This is a genomic window from Egbenema bharatensis FJBBOT/2019 (assembly GCF_048077055.1).
Taxonomy (GTDB): Bacteria; Cyanobacteriota; Cyanobacteriia; order Elainellales; family Elainellaceae; genus Egbenema; species Egbenema bharatensis.
This window is the reverse complement of the sequence record NZ_CP182236.1, coordinates 1,302,196-1,321,038: the sequence shown is the minus strand read 5'-3', so window position 1 is coordinate 1,321,038 and position 18,843 is coordinate 1,302,196. Positions and strand designations below refer to the sequence as shown.

The 18,843-nt window shown below is 51.0% G+C and carries 17 protein-coding genes, 1 tRNA gene and 1 pseudogene; 10 read left to right on the top strand and 9 right to left on the bottom strand.

Features of this window, described 5'->3' with window-relative positions; all coding sequences use genetic code 11:
* Nucleotides 1-216: 216 nt before the first annotated feature.
* The 3 genes from ACM1PF_RS06260 to ACM1PF_RS06250 all read left to right on the top strand — a co-directional run bounded on the left by ACM1PF_RS06260 (nucleotide 217) and on the right by ACM1PF_RS06250 (nucleotide 2,702).
* Nucleotides 217-1,581 carry a gluconeogenesis factor YvcK family protein gene (locus ACM1PF_RS06260; RefSeq protein WP_416673214.1) on the top strand — a complete coding sequence of 455 codons (1,365 nt, stop codon included), beginning with the start codon at nucleotides 217-219 and terminating at the stop codon, nucleotides 1,579-1,581.
* Between the two features lie 225 nt (nucleotides 1,582-1,806).
* Nucleotides 1,807-2,400 (top strand): DUF3177 family protein, encoded by a 594-nt coding sequence (locus ACM1PF_RS06255; protein WP_416673213.1) that lies wholly within the window; start codon nucleotides 1,807-1,809, stop codon nucleotides 2,398-2,400.
* On the top strand, nucleotides 2,397-2,702 hold the full coding sequence (locus ACM1PF_RS06250) for a DUF7734 family protein (RefSeq protein ID WP_416673211.1): 306 nt from the start codon (nucleotides 2,397-2,399) through the stop codon (nucleotides 2,700-2,702). Before ACM1PF_RS06255 ends, ACM1PF_RS06250 begins: the two co-directional genes overlap by 4 nt.
* Nucleotides 2,703-2,814: 112 nt before the next feature.
* On the opposite strand, the pseudogene ACM1PF_RS06245 reads toward ACM1PF_RS06250, so the two are convergent.
* Nucleotides 2,815-3,907 (bottom strand): annotated as a pseudogene (locus ACM1PF_RS06245) (DJ-1/PfpI/YhbO family deglycase/protease).
* Nucleotides 3,908-4,005: 98 nt separating this feature from the next.
* A complete protein-coding gene (locus tag ACM1PF_RS06240; protein WP_416673208.1) occupies nucleotides 4,006-4,134 on the bottom strand; it encodes a hypothetical protein in 129 nt (42 codons plus the stop codon).
* A 201-nt stretch (nucleotides 4,135-4,335) separates the two neighbouring features.
* On the opposite strand from ACM1PF_RS06240, the gene psb35 reads away from it, so the two are divergent.
* A complete protein-coding gene (gene psb35 / locus ACM1PF_RS06235; protein ID WP_416676582.1) occupies nucleotides 4,336-4,539 on the top strand; it encodes a photosystem II assembly protein Psb35 in 204 nt (67 codons plus the stop codon).
* Between the two features lie 210 nt (nucleotides 4,540-4,749).
* On the opposite strand, the gene ACM1PF_RS06230 is transcribed toward psb35, so the two are convergent.
* On the bottom strand, nucleotides 4,750-6,666 hold the full coding sequence (locus tag ACM1PF_RS06230; protein ID WP_416673206.1) for an ABC transporter ATP-binding protein: 1,917 nt from the start codon (nucleotides 6,664-6,666) through the stop codon (nucleotides 4,750-4,752).
* Nucleotides 6,667-6,858: 192 nt separating this feature from the next.
* Entirely contained in the window at nucleotides 6,859-7,128 is a 270-nt protein-coding gene (locus ACM1PF_RS06225; protein WP_416673204.1) for a hypothetical protein, read from the bottom strand.
* A gap of 178 nt (nucleotides 7,129-7,306) precedes the next feature.
* Here ACM1PF_RS06225 and ACM1PF_RS06220 point away from each other — a divergent pair, with 178 nt between their 5' ends.
* Together ACM1PF_RS06220 and ACM1PF_RS06215 are read left to right on the top strand one after the other, a co-directional pair.
* Nucleotides 7,307-8,245: a LysR family transcriptional regulator gene (locus tag ACM1PF_RS06220; protein ID WP_416673202.1), complete on the top strand. Its 939-nt coding sequence runs from the start codon at nucleotides 7,307-7,309 to the stop codon at nucleotides 8,243-8,245.
* A 190-nt stretch (nucleotides 8,246-8,435) separates the two neighbouring features.
* Entirely contained in the window at nucleotides 8,436-9,581 is a 1,146-nt protein-coding gene (locus tag ACM1PF_RS06215; protein ID WP_416673200.1) for a DegT/DnrJ/EryC1/StrS family aminotransferase, read from the top strand.
* A 74-nt stretch (nucleotides 9,582-9,655) separates the two neighbouring features.
* On the opposite strand, the gene ACM1PF_RS06210 is transcribed toward ACM1PF_RS06215, so the two are convergent.
* The gene (locus ACM1PF_RS06210) at nucleotides 9,656-10,453 is read right to left on the bottom strand and encodes a DUF4114 domain-containing protein (protein WP_416673199.1); all 798 of its coding nucleotides are present in this window, start codon (nucleotides 10,451-10,453) and stop codon (nucleotides 9,656-9,658) included.
* A 668-nt stretch (nucleotides 10,454-11,121) separates the two neighbouring features.
* Here ACM1PF_RS06210 and ACM1PF_RS06205 point away from each other — a divergent pair.
* Entirely contained in the window at nucleotides 11,122-12,471 is a 1,350-nt protein-coding gene (locus tag ACM1PF_RS06205) for a pentapeptide repeat-containing protein (RefSeq protein ID WP_416673197.1), read from the top strand.
* A 34-nt stretch (nucleotides 12,472-12,505) separates the two neighbouring features.
* Here the strand turns inward: ACM1PF_RS06205 and ACM1PF_RS06200 are convergent, their stop codons facing one another.
* Both ACM1PF_RS06200 and queF read right to left on the bottom strand, forming a co-directional pair.
* Nucleotides 12,506-12,826: a hypothetical protein gene (locus ACM1PF_RS06200; protein WP_416673195.1), complete on the bottom strand. Its 321-nt coding sequence runs from the start codon at nucleotides 12,824-12,826 to the stop codon at nucleotides 12,506-12,508.
* A gap of 489 nt (nucleotides 12,827-13,315) precedes the next feature.
* Nucleotides 13,316-13,729 (bottom strand): preQ(1) synthase, encoded by a 414-nt coding sequence (gene queF, locus ACM1PF_RS06195; RefSeq protein WP_416676581.1) that lies wholly within the window; start codon nucleotides 13,727-13,729, stop codon nucleotides 13,316-13,318.
* Nucleotides 13,730-13,983: 254 nt separating this feature from the next.
* Here queF and ACM1PF_RS06190 point away from each other — a divergent pair, with 254 nt between their 5' ends.
* The gene (locus tag ACM1PF_RS06190; RefSeq protein ID WP_416673192.1) at nucleotides 13,984-14,646 is read left to right on the top strand and encodes a hypothetical protein; all 663 of its coding nucleotides are present in this window, start codon (nucleotides 13,984-13,986) and stop codon (nucleotides 14,644-14,646) included.
* Nucleotides 14,647-14,682: 36 nt separating this feature from the next.
* On the opposite strand, the gene ACM1PF_RS06185 is transcribed toward ACM1PF_RS06190, so the two are convergent.
* Complete coding sequence (locus ACM1PF_RS06185) at nucleotides 14,683-17,142, bottom strand: putative PEP-binding protein (protein WP_416673190.1); 2,460 nt, start codon at nucleotides 17,140-17,142, stop codon at nucleotides 14,683-14,685.
* Nucleotides 17,143-17,556: 414 nt separating this feature from the next.
* Here ACM1PF_RS06185 and ACM1PF_RS06180 point away from each other — a divergent pair, with 414 nt between their 5' ends.
* Together ACM1PF_RS06180 and ACM1PF_RS06175 are read left to right on the top strand one after the other, a co-directional pair.
* Nucleotides 17,557-17,994, top strand: a complete 438-nt coding sequence (locus ACM1PF_RS06180; protein WP_416673188.1) for a hypothetical protein — start codon at nucleotides 17,557-17,559, stop codon at nucleotides 17,992-17,994.
* 102 nt (nucleotides 17,995-18,096) lie between these two features.
* Nucleotides 18,097-18,181 (top strand) — tRNA-Ser (locus ACM1PF_RS06175).
* A gap of 110 nt (nucleotides 18,182-18,291) precedes the next feature.
* Here the strand turns inward: ACM1PF_RS06175 and ACM1PF_RS06170 are convergent.
* A complete protein-coding gene (locus ACM1PF_RS06170; protein WP_416673186.1) occupies nucleotides 18,292-18,813 on the bottom strand; it encodes a universal stress protein in 522 nt (173 codons plus the stop codon).
* Nucleotides 18,814-18,843 lie beyond the last annotated feature (30 nt).

Sequence of the window (18,843 nt, the reverse complement as noted above, 5' to 3'; positions counted from 1 at the left end):
ATATCCAGCCAGGCGATCTAATTTGGATTTGAATCCAAAGTGAAATCTATACCCTGTTACCAATTGACTAAAGACTTGCTAAAGTTACTCAGGTGCAGTAGCGGTTAAGGATCCTCTCCAGTTATATACGTAAGGGGTACGTCGTTGGATCGTCAAACCCAAGATCCTTCAGTTCGATTTTCATTATTATTGTTTTTCATCTTTTGCCCAGTCGTCATGTCAATTGGTCTTCTTAAACACGCTTTGGAAATACTGAAGCAGGAATCACGCCACCGTACCCCTACCCGCGTTAATCAATGGTTTAAGTGGCTGGCTCCTGGCTTGCTGATCAAACGCTGGCTTTTTATCAGTGCGATCGGAGTTGTTTTTGTGGGGTTGGGGTTGGCAACATGGTCAAATCTAACCCCAATTTTCTATCTCAGCGAATTGATTCGAGCATTTTTGAGAACACTGACGCAACTCATTCCCAACTATGTCAGCGGGCCGATCGCCGTCCTGACTGGAATTCTGCTGATTTTGTGGGGGCAAACCCGCAGCCTGGGAGCAATTACTGAAGTTTTAATGCCAGAAGGGAATGGGGAATTGGTCGATCGCCTCATGACCCACCGTCGTTTGCATCGCGGCCCCAAAATTGTGGTGTTGGGCGGGGGAACGGGTTTATCAACCCTGCTCAGAGGATTAAAAACTTACAGTGCAAATATTACGGCGATCGTCACGGTGGCAGATGATGGCGGTTCCTCAGGGCGACTGCGGCGGGAGATTGGTGTCTTACCACCGGGAGACATTCGCAACTGTCTGGCAGCTCTGGCGGATGAAGAAAAGCTGATTACGGAACTATTTCAGTATCGGTTTCGGGCAGGGGATGGATTAGTGGGGCATAGCTTCGGCAACCTGTTCCTAACCGTGATGAGTGAAGTCACAGGCGATTTGGAGCGAGCGATTGCTGCCAGTTCCAGTGTTTTGGCGGTGCGAGGACAGGTGTTGCCGTCCACCCTGAGTGATATGCGCCTGTGGGCGGAACTGACCGATGGACGACGGATTGAGGGAGAGTCTCATATCACTGAAGCCAACGGTAAAATTCGGCGCATTGGCTGCACTCCGGCGAATCCCCCCGCGCTCCCTAAAGCCCTGCAGGCGATCGAAGAGGCAGATTTTATTATTATTGGCCCTGGCTCCCTGTATACCAGCATTGTGCCAAATTTGTTGGTTCCCGAAATCACAGAGGCGATTACCCGCTCTCAGGTGCCCAGAGTTTACGTTTGCAACATCATGACCCAACCGGGCGAAACCGACGGTTTCACTGTATCTGATCACATTCGCACGATCGATGAAGTCTGCGGTGGGCAATTGTTTGATGTGGTTCTGGTACAGAAAACTTCACCCTCGGCCCAATCAATGATCCGCTATGCCCAGGAAAGCTCTCACCCCGTATATTTCGATCGGGAAGCCGTCCGGCAACTGGGACGACGCGCCATTTTAGCCAATGTCATGGATGAAGATGAGCAGGGGTTAGTGCGCCACAGTTCCGATCGCCTGGCCAGGGTGCTGCTACGCTGGTACAGCCGGATCAGTGGACTGTAGATGGAAATGGCGCATCTGAAGCCTGTAGGGTGGGGTAAATGGGTCAGGTGATGACCAATTCTGTACCCTTGTCCAGGAAAAGGTTTAACTCAGTTCATGTGCCCGCAGTATTCCCCACCCTGGTCAACAAGCGACATGATGCAACGAACTCGTGACCGGAGTCGTTTTCTCAATAATCTTAAGTAATATAGAGAGTGGTCTAAACCCATTCCCTACTCTCCTACTATGTCCCAAGAATTGCTGCGATCGCTAGTCTGGATGGATTACCGTCTGGCAGTGGTCTTCACCGTTATCCTTCCCCTGGTTTTGCTGATTTGGGCTTTATTCAAACGAGTGGAAGCCATGCAGCGATTGCTCATCATTTACTGGCGCGTATCCAGCCTGTTAGCCATCACCGTGTATTTGATGATTGGCGGCTTTCCCTTCAGCTTTCTCACCAGTGTCATGGCGCGAGTGCTGATTCCGATCGGACTGTGGTTTTGGGCAGATATCAATGAGGAGATTGATGATCAACCCCGGAATCAACTCAAACTGGCCTTTACGTCCTGGCGATGGGCAACCACGGTGTACTGCGTACTAGGCGTAATTGCATCGATTCCGTTTCTACAGTGCGCCTTCTCCCGCGAGGCCTTTACTACCCCCTTTTGTCAGGTTTGGCTTGATCCGCCCTTTGGGTTTAAAAATGCGTTCCATCCCAACTACACCCCTGGATTTTTAGGATTTTTGGGGATTGCAGGGCTGATTATTTATCTGCTCTACCTGGGTCACTTTGTCATCTTTCGACTGGCGCGGCAGGGACGCACAGCAATGGAGCAATGAGTGACAGACAGTCTTTAGGATGGCGGTTGGAACAATACACCTTGAAGCGACCGCAGGAAGTGTTACTCGTGACGATCGAGGATCAAGGAGACACGGATCAGATTGCTATCTTTAAGGGCTTTTCCAGTTCTTTAATGCGATCGACAGACTTTGATCCGGATATTCCCGTATTACCTGCAACGGCAAAAATAATGACCGTCGATCGATTACAAAGCCCCTACACTCCCCAATCTCCTCGCTACATTCAGCAGGGATTATCGGCAGAAGAAATGCACCAACTGCTGGCAGAAGTCGGGGTGTGATGGGGAGGGGGATAGAGCCGCAATCAAAGCCGTGAAAGCACACCCGTAAAAGCGCACTCGTAAAAGCAAAAAAAAGGCGATTGCTGATGAATCGCCTTTCAACCTCAGGGGGCTAGCTGGCTGCGATCGTCGTTGGTAACGGGGGTTCAACCTGCTCTCCCCGTCGAGCACGATATAGCTCTACTAACCGAAGTTCGCAACGGTGCAAGTTTTGAGCAATCTGGGTAAATAGCTCTGTTGTAACTGGGTCGGTAATCTGGCTGCTTAAATGATTGGCATCAACCAGCCCGGTTTGAATATCGCCTAAAGCACGTCGCAAAATCGCCGTATCATCAATATTTTGCAGCAACCAGCTTTGCAGCGTAGCATAGGCTTCACTTCCCGCTGCCTGCCAGGTAATTTGTTCACTAAACAGGTTGAGCCGTTCTTCCAACAGCACCGTATGGCGTTCTTTGGTGGCAATAATTTCCTCCAGCACCAACTTAAGTTCTGGATCAGTGACTCGGTTGGCGTAGTGTTTAAAGGAAGCTAACGTATATCGCTCACCAACGATCGCCGTGTTCAGCGCGTTGAGAATGTCTTGACGGCTTGATCCGCCCCACCGTTCGGCAAACTGCCACCATTCCACCATCCGATCGCTGGGATCAGGTAATAGCATGCCTTCGATCGCTAACCCCAACCGACCCAGTAAGGTTGCAGTGAACATGGGCAAATCGCTGGGTTGGCGGGCTGTAATTAAGTTACCATCTACAACAACGGGTTCGTCAACATAGGTGACTCCCGCATTTTCCATATCCTTACGAATGGCCCGATAGCCGGTCGCCTGCTTATCTCGAAGCTGATCTGCTTCAATCAACACCTGAGGAACCATGACAAACGGCTGCGATTACCTTGTCCTGCGCGATCGCTTCTGTCACTAATTGAACCACATTGGGGTTGGTGCGCATCAGATCCGGTGCGCCTCCGCCCGGAATGACGATCGCCTCAAAATCTTCCGCTCGCACTTCGGCGGCAGTGGCATCAGGACGAATGGAAACCTTACCCTGCTTGCCGTGATATTCCTCATTCATGCGCGAACCAATCACCGTGACTTCCGCATTGGCTTGCTTCAAAGCAGTATATGGAACCTGAAATTCTGAGTCTTCAAACGAATTTTCAATGAGAACTGCTACCCGCACTCGATTCATGCCATTTGTTCTGATCACAGTAATTCCTCCTAATGTCTGCATAGGTTCTGGCTATCCAATTCGGTTGACGAATCAGCTTCAGTAACCGCGTATATTCATCAGTCAACACATTCAACTCAGTCGTACTCAGCTTGCTGGGTCAATTCGCCGAGGAACAGTGAACGAAACGAAGCGGTGTCATTGAGTTGACTGAGCAGTTGACGAGTTACGCCCTTGAACTCACTGCTTTGATGAGCATTCGGCAAAGACAACACCAAGCAATTATGATTCCACAATAAAGACTGGCAATTGGTTTTGCTTCGCTCTAAAGAGATAGGTTCGTTGGGTCAGCCAGACTTACTTCGGTGGGGTGAAGTCTGTCTCCATAAAAAGGCAGATGTGTACCCTTCTATGGATTGGTAGGGTGATGTGGATAACGACGTGAAATCTATGAGAGGTTCATTATGATGAACTTATTAGTTGCAGACCCTGTCACCCAAGCACCCAGTTTTCCGATCGCGTACACTGCGGTTCTTATTATTGGTTTTATCGCTGCGGTTACGATCGGTTCTATTGCCTGGTATAACTCCAAGCGTCCACCCGGTTGGGAAGGCAAGGAACGTCCTGATATTGTTCCTGAAGTGGACAAGTCAGAAAATCCGGGCGTATAGCGTTGTTTGGTTTTTTACTCTTCAACGGGTCTACTTTTTAATGGGGTTTTCTAATGGGGACAGGCGCTCGTTTGTCCCCGTTTCTCACGACTTACCCACCCTGCAATTAAGAATCTGCCATAGAACAGCATCCCAATCTTTGCAGAAATCTGTTGTCAGGATGTACTGCTATGCGTTCCCTACCGGGTACATTATTTTTCCGCATACTCCTTAGCTGACTAAGAAACCTCGTTGGGTTTGTCGCTCGCGGATAGAATCCAGTGAGCCTTTGGGAATAGCCGCGATCAATTGTTGAGTATAGGGCTGTTGAGGGGTCAAGTAAATGCTTTCGGCGGGGCCCACTTCTTCAATCTTGCCTCGATTCATCACGACAATTCGATCGCTCATAAACTTGACGACACTCAGATCATGGGAGATGAAAATATAGGTGAGGTTAAACTCCTGCTGTAATTCTTTCAACAGGTTCAAAACTTGCGCCTGCACCGATACATCCAGCGCAGAAACCGACTCATCGCAGATAATAAACTTCGGATTGAGAGCCAGGGCACGGGCAATGCAAATCCGCTGTCTCTGTCCGCCCGAAAACTCATGGGGATAACGGTTCGCCCACTTCGGATTAATGCCGACGCGATCGAGTAAATATTCCACTCGTTCGGCCCGGTTACGCCGACTCATATTGATACCGTGAATTTTCAGGGGTTCCGTGATTGCCTCCTGAATCGTCATCCGGGGATCCAGCGAGCTGAAGGGATCCTGAAAGATAATTTGCATATCCCGGCGTAATTGTCGGAGTCGATTGTTACTCAACGGGGCAATGTCAACCCCTTCAAACACAATCTTGCCTCGCGTGGGCTTCACTAAGCGCAGCAGGGTTCGCGCCAACGTCGTCTTACCGCAGCCCGACTCACCCACCAATCCCAGGGTTTCCCCCGGATACACCTGAAACGAAACGCCATTGACCGCCATCACATACCGTTGAGTCCGCCCAAAAATGCCGCGAATGGGGTAGCTCACCTGAAGATCTTCAACTGAGAGCAAGGGAGCGTTCTGCTCCAGATCTGCCATGCGCTGACTGGAATCAGCGGTGCTCATTTCTGAGTTGATCCGCAGGGCTTGCTCCACAGATAGCTCTTTTTCCTGGATGAGCATTTCACCATTGGAGTCTGTCGTGACTTCCATAAAGTCAGTGATGGTGGGGAGATACTGCAAACGGCGATCGGGTTGCGGTCGGCAGGCGAGCAGTCCTTTAGTGTAGGGATGCTGCGGATTAGAGAAAATATCCCAGACCGAACCATACTCGACGATTTTGCCCTGATACATCACTGCCACCCAGTCGGCAATTTCAGCAATAATGCTCAGATCGTGGGTAATGAAAATAATCGACATCCCTCGCCGATCGCGCAATTCCCGCAGAAGTTCGAGGGTGCGAGCCTGAACGGTAACATCCAGCGCAGTAGTTGGCTCATCGGCAATGAGCAAAGAGGGATTGCAGCAGATGGCCATGGCAATCATGATCCGCTGAATTTGTCCGCCAGATAGCTCGTGGGGATAGCGTTTCAGAATGGCGTGTTTGTGTTCACTCACCTGCTTCGATAGCTCTCGATCGGACAGGGCTTTGGTCGGATGAGTCTTTTGCCACTGATCTCGATATTGCTGCTGCAAATCCTCATCGCTGGGTAGGAGCTTGACTTCCTGGAGCAAATTAATTGCACGACGACGGGCTGCTGCTGGAGAAATATTGGGTTCGTGCTGCCGGATTGCTTCCATGATTTGAAAGCCGCAGGTATAAACCGGGTTCAACGAACTGAGCGGTTCCTGAAAAATCATCGACACCCGCCCGCCTCGATATTGCTGCATCTGTCCCCGGCGAAGCTTCACCAGGTCGATCGGTTCCTGATCTTCCGTATCCTGAAACCAAACTTCACCGCCGCTGATTCGTCCCGGATTGGGAACCAGGCCCATTACCGCCAGGGAGGTGACAGATTTCCCCGACCCCGATTCCCCTACGATTCCCACGGTTTGTCCCCGCTTCACCTGAAAGGAGATGCCATCAACGGCTGTGAGGATGCTTTCGCTGGTCAGAAACTCCACTTGAAGATTGCGAACGTCGAGGATGGTGTCATTCATGGAAGTCAGCCGGGTCAAATTGCAGATCTCAAATTTAGCTGGATCTTATCAGCCCTCGCCACACTTGGACTGTAAATTCAGTTAGCTTCATGGGGCGATCGACTATCACAAGCATCGTTTGGGATATGACTGGAGTTGCGGCAAAGAAGTTCCGCATAGCCCGGCTGATGAAATGACTGACCTGGGAATGGCCTATCTGGATGGCATTAACCGATGGCGATCGAGCCAATAATCCGAGGGGTGAAATCGGGTGGTGTAGTATGCCTCCTCAATCCATGTAGCCATTTCTGATTCAGACTGACACACAACAGAGGCATGCGTGACCGGATCATAGGCGTGCCAGTAGGTTTGTCCAGCGCGATCGGTGGTTTGCCAGACCTGTAGCTCATTGCTGCTCACCAAACGCTGAGTTAACCAGCGCCGAATCGCCTGGACTGGATGATAAACATGAGAGGTTCTCATTTCGACACTCCTCCAAATTCGTCTCTTCTCCACCCTATCCAGCCACTCAAAGGTTTACAAACTATTACATCAATAGATGCTATCGACGGAATTCATACACCTGGAGGAATGCGGCAACCGTTTCTAGTGGCACGATCGATCAGGAGGCTGTCTACGCAGGAGATGAAGCAGTATCACTATGAATCTTTCACAGCTTCGAGCCATTGTTGCAGTCGCCGAGGTCGGTAATTTCAGTGAAGCAGCTCTATCCTTGAATCTGACTCAATCCACCATTAGCCACTCGATCGCCTCCCTGGAAGAAGAGTTGGGCGTACCGCTATTTTTGCGGGGACGGCATGGAGCAACGCTAACTCCGGTTGGGGAACGCATCACCCACTATGCCCGTGAAGTCTTGCAATTACTCGATCAGATGCAGCAGGAAGCCCAGTCCCAAAGAAGCCTGAAGGGGGGACAAGTCCGAATTGCTGCCTTCCGCAGTGTGGCAACCCACGTTCTGCCTGCGGTGATTGCTCAGTTTCATAGCCAATTCCCAGGAGTGGCTACTACCCTGGTGGAATGCGGGGTTCATACGGATATTGAACAACTTCTACGGGATGGTCGGGCTGACATCGGCTTTACCTACTTGCCCACCAGTGATGAATTTGCCGCCTGGGAGATGTTGCGCGATGAATACGTGGTTTTATTTCCGCCACCGGTTCTAACTCCCGCTGCTGCCGCTCCGCCCGATTCCCTCACCTGGGACAAGCTCGCTCAACTGCCCCTGATTTTGCCCCCAGAAGACCAACCCTGCGAAATGGATCTCTACAAACACTTCGCCACCTTTGCGCCCGCCCTCAACATCGTCCACAAAATCAACCAGGACTCTACGATCGTCAGCATGGTAAAGCAGGGGTTAGGCGTTGGGATTCTGCCCCTTTTGGCTGCCGAACCGTTGCCTCCCGGAATTCGAGTGCGTAGCCTGCCTATCCCCTTCGAGCGGGTGATTGGGGTGATTATTCTAGAAAACTCCCTCCACATTCCGGCCGTTTTCGCGTTCCTAGATTTACTCAAGCAAATCGGTCAGCTTAATATGGCAAAAGCAGACCAAACGGTGGTGAATTTGCCTGAGTCAGTTTGATGCGGTGCAAATTGTGGCTATTGACAACTGAATCGCGGTTAGGACTGTGAGTATAATAATTGCCTGTCGGAAACCTTGGCAGGGTTTTTGGCATTCCAATCCCTACGGCTAAATCCCTGTCGATTATGATTGGGTTTGCTTGTCCGTTCTGTCAGTGTCCGCTTTATCGAAGAGTGTGTGGTGTAACAGAGTGAATTCTATTCCGTCGTTCGATCTCAGCAAGCAATACAAACTAATTGGTGATGAAATCCGGGCAGCCGCCTCAGAGGTACTGGCATCGGGTCAATATATTGGCGGTTCGACGGTTCAAACGTTTGAACAACAGTTTGCTGCCTATACGGGGACAACCGAATGTATCGCCTGTAACTCTGGAACAGATGCCCTGTTTCTGGCATTACGATCGCTCCAAATCGGTGCAGGAGATGAGGTTATTACAACTCCATTTACCTTTGTCGCAACGGCTGAAGTCATTAGTGCTGTTGGCGCGAAACCCGTTTTTGTGGACACCGATCTGCACACCTATAATTTAGACCTGAACCAGGTAGAAGCTGCCATTACCGATCGCACCAAGGCCATTATTCCAGTGCATCTGTTTGGGCAACCAGTAGACATGACCCGCCTGATGTCCATCGCTCAAGCCCATCAACTCTGGGTGATTGAAGATTGCGCTCAGGCAACGGGAGCCACCTGGGCAGGGCAGCGAGTCGGCAGCATTGGGCACATCGGCTGCTTTAGCTTTTATCCCACCAAAAATTTGGGGGCTTGCGGCGATGGAGGGGCAATTACGACCAACGATGCCGCCATTGCCGATCAACTCCGCATTCTGCGGGATCATGGTCAAAAACAACGCTATCTCTATGAGGCGATCGGGGTGAATAGTCGTTTGGATGCCGTGCAGGCAGCCATTCTGCTCGTCAAGTTGCACTACCTGGATCGCTGGAATACCCAACGACAGGCGATCGCGGGTCGGTACCATGAGCTGCTGCAATCCCTTTCTGGCATTATGATTCCCCAGGAAACGGAAGGCGGGCAAAGCGTCTGGAATCAGTACACGATTCGGGTACTTCCCCCTGAGGCAGGTTCAACCATTGAAGAGCCGCATAATTGCCGCGATCGCGTCCGTCAGCAGCTTCAGCAGCAGCAGGTGGGAACAATGGTCTATTACCCCAAACCGCTTCACCTTCAGCCCATCTACGCTGAGTTGGGCGATCGGGCAGGACAGTTGAGGATATCTGAGCAACTATCACAGGAAGTGCTGTCTCTACCTATGTTTCCAGAGCTAGAGGCCAGTCAGCAAGAGCAAGTGGTTTATGCCCTCAAAGATAGTCTGGGATAGGTTGACTGATTGACTTTGGCTTGGGCGGGCAAGATGCCCACCCCTCAAGAATCTCAGATTATTCAATTGCATTCCTAAGCGGGTTTAGCCTTACGACGCAGCCCAAAAATGCCAACGATCGTCATACCAGTCAGTGCCAGTACGGTGGATGGTTCAGGAACTCCCATCAGGTGATTCAGGTTCGCGGTTCCAATGTCGATTACCACTACCACATCATTGAAGTCTCGATCCGATCGCTCGTTCATTTTGCCCGTCAATGGATCAATTCCCGTTGCTCCCAATGCACCATACAGATCCTCAAAGCCGAGAATAATGAAGTTCTGGTAGGCATAGGCCACAACGTGCTGGAGTCGATCGAGGTTCGATTCAGTTTGCGTTCCAAAGATGTTTGTGCCACCGTTGAAACCATTTGCCCGCAGCCAGAAGTCTAGCTGTGTGCCGCCGGAAATCGTTCCCAGGCTCACCCCATCTCCCTTCCGCAGGGCCCCGTTACTTTCAGACAAAATAGACTCAGGCGAGGAAATATCGTTGAACACCAAGCCAGTGGCGTTTGTAGCTCCGGTGGCTTCAAAGGCAAGCTGATTGCGATATCCAGCCCCTTCATTAATGAAGTAAACCATCACCTCATGGTCAAACTTCAAAAACAGCTTCTCTGGATTCAGCACGAACTGTCCAATGTTTGGCAAAGCCACCCGTTCTGCCTGAACAAACTGTTGAAAGGGTGTGTCATCAAACCCAGTTTCAGCTTTGGTCTGAACCGTCGGTTGAGTCCAGGAATTATTCCAGGAAAAGGCGTTTGCGGGTGCTGCAACGGACAAAAGCCCTGCCAGGGTTGTCGTCAACGCGAACCCGGTCGTAAGTAAATTTTTCATAGTAGGAAAGTGAAGGGAATGAAGGAATGATGATTGAATGGCACTGACTCAAGGCCAGTGCGCGGGCAGCATCCCATTGCTGCAAAATGATCGATTTCTGTAGCGCAGGCATCTTGCCTGCCAGTGAACGCTCTGTGAACAATCCGTCAGGCAAATGCAAACGTGGGATACACCCGGTGAGCAATGCCCACCCGGCAAGAAATCAAGGCTTGAAGCTCAGTCAGAAAATGAACGGGTTGGAAGATCAACAGGTTGGAAAATCAACGGATTGACGGACACGACAGGGTATAAGCAAGGTGCCTGACGCAATTCAATTTTCACCATCAATTTTGTTACACGTACCCCATCCATCAAAACCGCAAATCTTCTGAATTTTCCTGTGGTTTGAAGCGGAAGATTCTTCCATTCAAAGCGTAAATTTATCGAGTCATCTATCCCTTCAAACTCAATTGCCGCGATCGAAAATTAAGCTACCGAAAAAACACGGAAGGCAAATTTGCAACTTCATCGTCAATTTGATTCCCGTCAATTTGATAGAGCGATCGATAGGACTACCTCAGATCCCATAGGATACGAATTATATAATTTAGCTCGGATTACTCCTTAGAGTCCCGGTATGGCTCAGCCTGCCTACAGATGCAACCCCAACCCCCTACCCAACTACGCCTATGATGTCCGATTCTGATCAGCCTCAATCCCTTGCCGAAGAAAATTCTGCAGAAGTCCAGTCCAGCCGTTCCGATCGCTCCCGATCGGCTGCCCAGGAAAGTCTGATTTCAACCCATTCGCCGGATGTTGTCGAGACTCGTTCACTCTCTGGAACTCAACCCTCCTTTGTCCAACCCCAACAAGAGTTGCCAAACTCCAGGGGGTTTATGCCCAAATCGCCGGTGAATTTTGATCCGCCTCAATCCAAGTCTCCGCCCTACGGCTTGCTGATCCTGACTGCGATCGGGGTCATGCTGGTAGGACTGAGTTTAAATCTGGGCTGGTTGGGGCTGGCTGGGGCAGTGGTGGCATTGCTGATTTCCCTGCGGGTGATCTGGAGAGATGTGCAAACGGTGGTGGTGGAGTTATTGTCTCCTCAACAGCGCACTCTGACCATGAGCTTGATTGGGTTTGTTGCCGCGCTCTTTGGGTTGTTGCAAATCAGCGGAGTCTGGCGCAGATGGGGCGGCTGGTTAGATCGGCTGAACTGGGAGGCGATCGGCGCGACCGGTGAAGTGATTGGGGCGATTGGACAAATTTTGATTGCAATTCTGGCGGTGTATGTAGCGTGGCGACAGTACGTCATTTCTAAGGATCTGACCATTCAACAAAACATCATTACGCAGCAGCAGACGATCGATGCTTTTTTCCAGGGAATTTCGGAACTGGTGCTGGATGAAGAGGGATTGCTGGAAGATTTGCCCCTGGAACGGGCCATTGCGGAGGGGCGCACAGCGGCAATTTTAAGCAGTGTGGATGCCAACGGTAAGGCAAAGGTATTGCGATTTTTGTCTCGATCGCGCCTGCTGACTCCCCTGAAGCGAGATGGTCGGCTGGGACGAGCCATTCTGGACGGATTGGGTGGATATGCAGAGGATCGAAATTATGGAACGCGCGTGGTGGATCTGGGGATCATGCTGGCGGGTGCGGATCTCTCAGGGACAGACCTGCGCTGGACGGATTTAAGCGGCATTAACCTGATCCGTGCCAACTTGATGAACTGTGATCTGGTCAAGGCAAATTTAGCCCGCACGGTTCTGCTGGAGGCTAATCTTGCTGGGGCAGACCTGATGGGGACGCGGTTATTCTATGGATCAGCCCAAACCGCAACGCCTCGTACCCCCCACGATATTCCCAATTACACCACTGGCGAATTTACTGGGGCAGTAGTGGAAAACGCCGACTTCACTAACGTCCAGCGACTCTCACCGGAGCAACGAGAATATTGCTGTCGATGGGGGGGCAGGAACACCCGATCGACGATTCCTGGCGGTTGTGAGGGAATACCCGATCGACTGAATCCGCAATAGATGATTTGGTTCAGCGATGTGGAGCTGTCCAATCTTAAAGCTCTCCGCCAACCACCAAACCTCCTAAAGTAGTCCCTCGGATCACCAGCCCAGGCGGCAAATTCAAAAGCTCATGCACGGATGGGCCTTGCGGCTCACTCGGATCGCCATTCACTTCCCGATTAATCTGCGTCGCCAGCGTATCTAACTGTTCTGTATCAATGCCGTCCTGCGTATTGCGCTCAAGCTCCTGGGTTCCCAGAGCCTCGGCATCGGATTGATTCACCTGGGCGATATGAACTTCATGACTCCAGCCCATAGAAGCAAAACTCAAGGGCAGAAGGACGGATGCGATCGTGGCAATCATAATTTTCATGGCATTTTCCAGTATGAATTTCCAGTATGAATAAGGGTTAAGACAGGGATGTTAATACAGGTTTTGATCTAGTTCTAGCTTAATCAAACCGGATGTCAATGGCCTTAGGAGATGCGGCAAAATAACATACCCGTTAGGGGGCACAGCAGTGCGCCCTTACAGTCGATTTTTTAAAATTGGGATGCTATTTGATTGCAGATCCCTTATGTCACTCGATCGCTGAATGCCATCAATCGCCGGAATATCACCGATCGCAGCCAGATGTCTATGCTCCGAGGAATCATGAATTGCCAGCTGAATTGCCAGCTGAATTGCCAGTTGAATTGCCACAAATCAACCGATCGCAGTAGGGGGAATGGGTGAATTGCCCGCTACTGAAGTTTTTAGTTGAAAAAACAAATGCTTTGAACATGCAGATTTATAGGCAGGCAAGACTTCGGCGTAAGCTCAGGTCGAACGCTCAGTCGAACGCTGCCTGCCCAACGGAGATTACTCTGCCTTTTGGTGATAAACCTCAACCACGGTGTGAACGTTGCCGCGGGGAGAGAAATCCCCTTTGATCCTTGCTTCCAGGGGATCGCAGGCTGCCACAAAATCATCCAGAATTTGATTGACGGATTCTTCGTGGGAAATGTATTGATCGCGGTAGCTGTTGATGTATAGCTTGATGGCCTTCAGTTCCACTACCTTTTCGTTTGGGACGTACTGAATATGAATGGTGGCGAAGTCAGGATAGCCTGAAAACGGGCACTTGCAGGTAAATTCGGGCAGAGTAATGTCGATCGTATAACGTCGGCCAATGCGGGGGTTGGGGAAAGTGATTAATTTCCCTTCAGCGATATGGCGTTCACCATACTTCATTTCAGCAGCGTTCAGATCCGCATCAGGGGCGGCCTGCGTCATAACCTCTGCATCCTGGAATTGAGAAGATCGTTCAGCTTGCATAGTAAGTGTGATTGATTGTGATTTGCTGACAAGGCACAGATTAAAGATCTTAGATCAATGCAGAGTGAGCCATCTAGGTCATATGGAACAGGCGATCGAAAAGAAAAACAAGATTTTTGAACGAATCGGTGTCAAAAATTTTAAATTCCACTATGATTCATGGGCATATATTTTTCTACTCGTACCGTAATTTACCAACTCTGTTCGAGGCAATGAAATCAAAAGCGAATTCCAATCCTGTAACCCGAACTCCGAGCGCGTCTGGACAATCCCCATCCGCTTCTGTTCCTCTTTCAGTGTATCGAGAACTGGCCGCAGAACTACAGGCCACGCGAGCAATGGTGGATTCTTTGAATAGTAAGAATCAGGATCTGACCTTACAAAATCAGCGACTCCGGCAAGAAATTCAGCGATTTGTCAAAGCTGCGATGAATCTGCAAGTGCTGGTTGAACCAACCCAATCCTCCGTCAATGGTCAGCCTGCAACCCATCCAGCCACTGCTCAGGCCGCAAATCCGCCAACCGGAAAGCCGCGTCGAGGCAAACCTCAGTCTGGGGGCGATTACTCAACGTTGCCCACTTTAGAAGAAACTGCTGCCGCTTCGGCCGTTGCGGCCCAACTGCGATCGCCTGAAGTTGCTCAACCCGTTACCGAACCGGAAGCTCCACCCCGTCCTAAAAGAGACTTCAGTGGACTCTGGCTCACCTTCATTGTGATTGCCATTATGGTTAGTGCCTTCGGTGCAGGTTTTCTGGTGGTTCGTCCCCTCCTGCCGACTGCCGACAACGAAGACGCGATCGAAAATCAGTTCACTTCTCCCGAAGCTGACCCCGATCCTGTCCTCTCTCCCAGCGCAAATCCCTCCTCTCCCTAACGCCTGCTGCTATTCTCAATTCCCACTCCCCATTCCCTATTCCCCTCCCTCCAACCGACGACGAGCCGCCTCTAACAATAACCGCCGTTCCGCTCGGACGATCGCCTGATAGGTGGGTTCAATTTCATTCCACTCTACCGAAATTGCGGTCACACCCCAGCGCACAAGAGCGTTAATCGTTTCAGGGTATTGGCTGGTCAATTGCCCGCAGATGGAACAGGGGATTTGGGCCCGTCGAGTCGTCTGGATGATTTGCTGAATCGCTCGCATGACCGCAGGATGGTGAGAATCAAACGCAAAGGCCATTTGGGGTTGCTCCCGATCGATTCCCAGTAAAAGCTGAGTCAGGTCATTACTACCAATAGACACCCCTTGCACGCCAGCTTCAATATAATCGGGCAGCAGCAACAACACCGACGGAACTTCTGCCATAATCCACAGTTGAAAATGAGGATTTTGGCGCAGTCCAGCTTGTTCAACCCGTTGGCGACATCGCCTGAACTCTTCCACCGTTCGCACAAATGGCAAGATCAAATGGACATTATTTCCTCCCTGCTGTTGCACCTGGCGGAGGGCAGCCAGTTCCACCTCAAACAGGGCTGGGTTGACCTGATAATTTAACGTTCCTCGCATTCCTAAAGCAGGATTCAGTTCCGGCACCCCATCTCCTCCCTCCAGGTGCATGAACTCGTGGGAGCGCAGATCGGACGATCGATAGAAAACGGGGCGTGGGTAGAAGGCTTGAGCAAACTGCTGAATTCGTTGGGCAATGCGCTGGGTTAACTCAGCTTTTTGTCCCTGGGCTAACCATTGCTGGGGATGCCGCTGTTCCAGAAGTTCTAGCATCATGAGTTCAGACCGTAGCAGTCCTACTCCATCGATCGGTAAATCGGCAAGGGGATCCAGATTGGGTTGGCTAAGAGTAACAAACAGTTGTGTGGCTGGCGTTTGGGAAAGTTCTTCCACCTGAGCCGAGGCTGCTTCAATGGGGTCGAGATCAAAGGCGGTGAATAATGGCTTGGCAGGCATTCGAGTGCCTGATCTATCCTGCGGGTAGGTAGGTGCTTCCTGCGTTTCAACCGCATTACCTCGCCGGACTTCCCCCCGATCGCCATCGACCAGAAGCTTCTCACCGGTCTGAATCAGGTGAGTGGCATCGACAATTCCTGTCACTGCTGGAATTCGCAGTTCTCGTGCCAGCACAGCCCCATGACTGGTAAATCCCCCCTGTTCGGTGACAATTCCCACCGCGTTTTTGATCCAGGGCAACCAATCGGGTGTAATGGTGGGAGCAACCAGAATGCAGCCAGGCGGAATCTCCACGTTTTGCCTGGCAGGATGCGAACCCATTGCAGTTTGGGGCATCACCCAGGCAGTGGCAGCTACCTGTCCGGGAGCAGCAGCCAACCCGACATAGGATGCAGTGGGTACTGAAGCGGAATTCTGAGCCGAACCTGTTGGCCGATGAAACCGTTCTCCTAAATGGGGAATCACCTGAGTCAGGCAAAACTGTGGTTCTGAGTCCGAGGCATCATGGTCAGACGGATGATCCAGCAAAATCCATTCCAGTTCCAGCAAGGTTCCCAGTTCGGTCGCCGTTTGTTCTACAAGCTGCACCAAACTTTGCAACTGTGCTGTGGTCAAGACCGGATCAGTGGACTGTGCAAACTCAACCAGGTGACTTTGATAGGTTCCCTGGAGTCGGTTTGCAGTGCCGATCGGGGGGGTACTGAGAAGTGGCGATACATCATAGGCGATCGTCTTGATGCCTGGTTGATCGGTATGGGTTCCTGTTTGGCGATCGACGGAGTAATAATCGGGCATAATTTCACCATTCACCAGCCCTTGCCCCAAGCCCCAAACCGCGCGCACTTCCAGTTGAGTATCATGCAGTTGAGCAGTTCCAGAGGCCAGCACCGATCGCATGGGTTGCACTAAAACCGCCAGGCGAATCTGCTGAAGTTGAATGTGCAAACGCTGCCAGTACAGCAGGCTTCTCGCCCGAAACAACTCTGCCCACACCTGCTTCAGGCTTTGCGCGATCGCGTCTTTGTTCACTGGGCAAACCCTTGCCTCCAGTAAGCCTGTCGTTTTTAAACTCACAGTTGGATCCAGTCCAAACGGTAAAGCAAGCGACGGTCGCAGGATTAACGCGGGAGAGTGCCACTGCTGACAATATTGCTCCAGGCGATCGAGCAAACCGTCGGGTAGAATAGCGGATTGTAAGGTCTGCCGAATATTTTGAGCGACCGCTTGCAATTGGCGCGGATTATCTACATCCAGATACAGGGAAGAATTGGGCAAATCGGTGAACATTGGTTCTGTCCACTCAATTTGCTCTAAAGAGGCTTGAAACACTTCCGCTGCTACCACGATTCCAGGAACAACCGAATAGCCTCGCTGTGCCAGAAATCCTAAGTGAAAGGCTTTATCGCCGACCGATGCCCGGTGGGATGGTTGAATCTGATCCAGCCAGTAGAGGGAGTTTTCTGGCATAAGGGGCCGCAGCAGTCGATCGAGCAACTGTTCTCAGATTGTCTGAATCTGTTGAAAATATCAAGGAGATTTTCGCAGGGGGCAGGCAGGGGGCAGGGCGCAGATTGCAGCACTCCAATTGGAACTGGATGAGAATCGACCTGACAGATCATCGCCCAAAACAGTGATCCGATGTGAACGATACGTCTCGGCGTGGTGGCTCAACCCGCGTTTTGCTGCTGCGATCTCGCATTGAATCAGCTTTTCCCTGCGAGGCTGGTTTGTTAAGATCATCTTCCAGTAATTTCAAGCTGGATCGTATCACCCAACACTGCCAGACCGTGGGACATAACGGTACGAAGAATATTGATCGAACCGTTTCATCCCTTGTCCCGGTTGACGCACAATCCAGATCAATTGCAGGAGTAAAGTCGAGTGAATGCAGCAGAACAGGCGATCGGACTTGAAGTAACCACCCGGATTGCTGCCGTTGTCAATTTATTTAAGGCTCAGTTTCCGGATGCCAGGGCGGATCTCAAACCCTGGGCCAACGATCCGGATACTCAGGAATGGATGGATCCAGACTCGATCGACATCGGATTTCATTTACCAGGATGGAGTCGATCGCTCCAGAGCCGCAGTGTTTTGGTGCAAATTCGGTTTTACTCCGATCCCATGACCCAGACTCGACGGGCAATTGGGCTGGAGGCAGCCGGATTTACTCACCTGGGGGAACAGTGGCGATTATCAACGATCGAAAACTGGCGGTTTGTGGGTAACACTCAGCCCACCGATGAGGTGAAAGAAAAGCTAAAACTTTTCTGCCGTCAGGTGTTTGAGTTGTTTAACTCAGGAGAAGACGAGACAAGTTAAGGCTTCCCTGCCTCGTCTGGTTGCCTAATTCGTGGTCAGTTTGCCAATCTCCCTCAAAACCGTTAACTAGACAGAGTAGAATAGCAAAGATACCCCATACCCGGAGAGGTGGCAGAGCGGTTGAATGCGCTTGACTCGAAATCAAGTTTGGGGCGACCCAACGGGGGTTCGAATCCCCCCCTCTCCGTTTTACAGCTAGTTTTACAGCCAGTGGCAAAAAGATTGAGACGATCGAAGCTGAGGAGTGACGCTCATACCGTCTACTCTGTTGCCTTTTGCCTCAATGCATGATTTGCCTCAATGCATGATTGCCACCTGGTTGCGGTATCCGCTGGCACGATCGCACTTTTGATGCTGAATCACCAGCACGGGACAGGAAGTAGAGCAAACCACATAATCACTGACGCTGCTCTGGGTTGAAGTTTGTAAATCTTCGGGTTCGCGCCGTCCCATCACGATCAGATCAGCCCCCCAGTCGATCGCCAGGTTGCAGATTTTATCTCCCGGATTGGCAAGGGGTTGGGCAATATCAGCTCCAATCCCGGAGGCCTTGGCGATCGCATGGAACTGTCGCAGCATTTCCAAACCGTTTGCATGGTGTGCGGGAGCATTTGCTAACCTCGGCATTTCATCGTAGTGAGGATTTCCCTCAGCATCTCCACGCCTGCGCGTATCTGAATCATTCATTGTGTCTAAATCAGACAAGACGTGAGCTAATAAAAGACGGGCCTGGGTGAGTTGGGCAAGGGATAAAGCGGTATCAAAAACGTGCCTGTCGCCAGTCGATGTATCAATTGCAACTAAAATTCTCTCAAACATGACGCTCTCCTTAAACCTTTGGCAATCAGC

Coding starts and splice junctions, on each gene's coding strand:
- ACM1PF_RS06260 (WP_416673214.1), top strand. CDS start 217: ATGTCAATTGGTCTTCTTAAACACGCTTTGGAAATACTGAAGCAGGAA.
- ACM1PF_RS06255 (WP_416673213.1), top strand. CDS start 1,807: ATGTCCCAAGAATTGCTGCGATCGCTAGTCTGGATGGATTACCGTCTG.
- ACM1PF_RS06250 (WP_416673211.1), top strand. CDS start 2,397: ATGAGTGACAGACAGTCTTTAGGATGGCGGTTGGAACAATACACCTTG.
- psb35 (WP_416676582.1), top strand. CDS start 4,336: ATGAACTTATTAGTTGCAGACCCTGTCACCCAAGCACCCAGTTTTCCG.
- ACM1PF_RS06230 (WP_416673206.1), bottom strand. CDS start 6,666: ATGAATGACACCATCCTCGACGTTCGCAATCTTCAAGTGGAGTTTCTG.
- ACM1PF_RS06225 (WP_416673204.1), bottom strand. CDS start 7,128: ATGAGAACCTCTCATGTTTATCATCCAGTCCAGGCGATTCGGCGCTGG.
- ACM1PF_RS06220 (WP_416673202.1), top strand. CDS start 7,307: ATGAATCTTTCACAGCTTCGAGCCATTGTTGCAGTCGCCGAGGTCGGT.
- ACM1PF_RS06210 (WP_416673199.1), bottom strand. CDS start 10,453: ATGAAAAATTTACTTACGACCGGGTTCGCGTTGACGACAACCCTGGCA.
- ACM1PF_RS06205 (WP_416673197.1), top strand. CDS start 11,122: ATGATGTCCGATTCTGATCAGCCTCAATCCCTTGCCGAAGAAAATTCT.
- ACM1PF_RS06200 (WP_416673195.1), bottom strand. CDS start 12,826: ATGAAAATTATGATTGCCACGATCGCATCCGTCCTTCTGCCCTTGAGT.
- queF (WP_416676581.1), bottom strand. CDS start 13,729: ATGACGCAGGCCGCCCCTGATGCGGATCTGAACGCTGCTGAAATGAAG.
- ACM1PF_RS06190 (WP_416673192.1), top strand. CDS start 13,984: ATGAAATCAAAAGCGAATTCCAATCCTGTAACCCGAACTCCGAGCGCG.
- ACM1PF_RS06185 (WP_416673190.1), bottom strand. CDS start 17,142: ATGCCAGAAAACTCCCTCTACTGGCTGGATCAGATTCAACCATCCCAC.
- ACM1PF_RS06170 (WP_416673186.1), bottom strand. CDS start 18,813: ATGTTTGAGAGAATTTTAGTTGCAATTGATACATCGACTGGCGACAGG.